The following is a 1,308-nucleotide window of genomic DNA, read 5'->3' as shown; positions in this document are numbered from 1 at the left end:
CATGAGACGGAGCTGAGGATGCTGCGCAACGGAGGCAAGGAACTCGTGGGCTCGGTAGTGCCCGACGTCGTCATCCACACAGGTGAGCCCACTCAGGTCCAACGTGTCTACGACTTCAAGTTCCCATGTCCCGAGAGCAACCCCTCTACATGGAGGAAATATCCCGGAGGCAACCCTATCGGGGCACGACATCAGGGCGACGCGTACATGAAGACCTTCGGAGTACGCCCCAGCCGCATAACTCCCAAGGGAGCAGATCAATGAACGAGCGTTACCCGCGGATTCGGGTCACGGCAGATGGTGATTACGTTCTCATTCGCGATGGCCTCACCATTCGCTTCTACATGCACCGCTCTCACCGGGAGCTGGGGCCGTCAATCATACGTGCGCTGGACGTGTTCAACCGGACGCTGGGCCCCCAGGCTCTGACGATCCACCCAGACATGGAGGGTTACTGGCTCACGCTCGATGACAAAGCAAGGGAACACATCCGGAGGGAGCTCCTCGAAAGCGAGTACTCGCATGTCACAATCGCGAGCAACTCCAATGGCGTCTCGGAGTTCAAGTTCGAATACACGGGCGTGTCGCTGGAGTCCACGGGCTGGTCCGACAATCCAGGGCGTTCGTGCGAGGCGACCTTCCAGTTGACCACCGAGTACCTGGAGCAACATGGGCCAGGAAAGGTGCGTGAGCTGGCACTGGAACTGGCCTCACATCTGCCCTTCAACTCCGGCTATGCCAGCCTGTCTTTCAATGCAGACATGGATCTCGTGGGTGTCAGGCGACGCGTCCGAGGTATGTGTTTCCGTCATCCTGGAATGGAGGTGATAGAGGACTTCGTCTATCAAGACATCGGCACGCGGATTACCGGGGCGCACTGGCTGACGTTCCTGGGCCCCCCCGTGCTGGGGGAACTGGGCGGCGCGGAAGGTCTGCGCCCACGGCTTTTGTCGCCCGGTACGACGGTTCAGTCACTGGATGACGCGCGTGTGGTGGTGACACTCGGGCCATGGCCGGAGGCCGGCGACCTGGAGGCGGGAAAGGACCTGCCGGCCTACCGTGAGCTGGCGCGCGTGCTGGAGCCGTGGCTCTACCACTTCAACCCAGACTCATTCTTCGACCCGGACTTTCCCCCGGAGGACAAGCTCCGCTGGGAGCGCCGCTTCCTCGACTGACTCCGTGCGGATACGTTGTTGGCGTGGAGATACAGCGAAGCTCGATTACCGTGTGAGGTGTTGACGCGCACCCTGGTTGAGGGAGCGAGGCCCGAGTTCGAGCCGGCTGTGTGATGGGGTCGGGAGGACTGCC

At 61.5% G+C, this 1,308-nt stretch carries 1 protein-coding gene and 1 pseudogene; both read left to right on the top strand.

What is annotated here, in order from left to right:
* A pseudogene (locus tag K8638_RS44180) lies at positions 1-264 on the top strand (hypothetical protein); the annotation flags it as partial.
* Complete coding sequence (locus K8638_RS44175) at positions 261-1,175, top strand: type VI immunity family protein (RefSeq protein WP_223760810.1); 915 nt, start codon at positions 261-263, stop codon at positions 1,173-1,175. The pseudogene K8638_RS44180 and the gene K8638_RS44175, both read left to right, overlap by 4 nt.
* The last annotated feature ends 133 nt before the right edge of the window (positions 1,176-1,308 follow it).

It is taken from the genome of Myxococcus sp. RHSTA-1-4 (genome assembly GCF_020037125.1).
Classification (GTDB): domain Bacteria; phylum Myxococcota; class Myxococcia; order Myxococcales; family Myxococcaceae; genus Myxococcus.
The sequence above is the reverse complement of the archived record's forward strand: the minus strand, read 5'-3'. Positions and strand labels throughout refer to the sequence as shown.

What these genes read in the sequence shown, in the direction of transcription:
- K8638_RS44175 (WP_223760810.1), top strand. Translation starts at nt 261, where the DNA reads ATGAACGAGCGTTACCCGCGGATTCGGGTCACGGCAGATGGTGATTAC.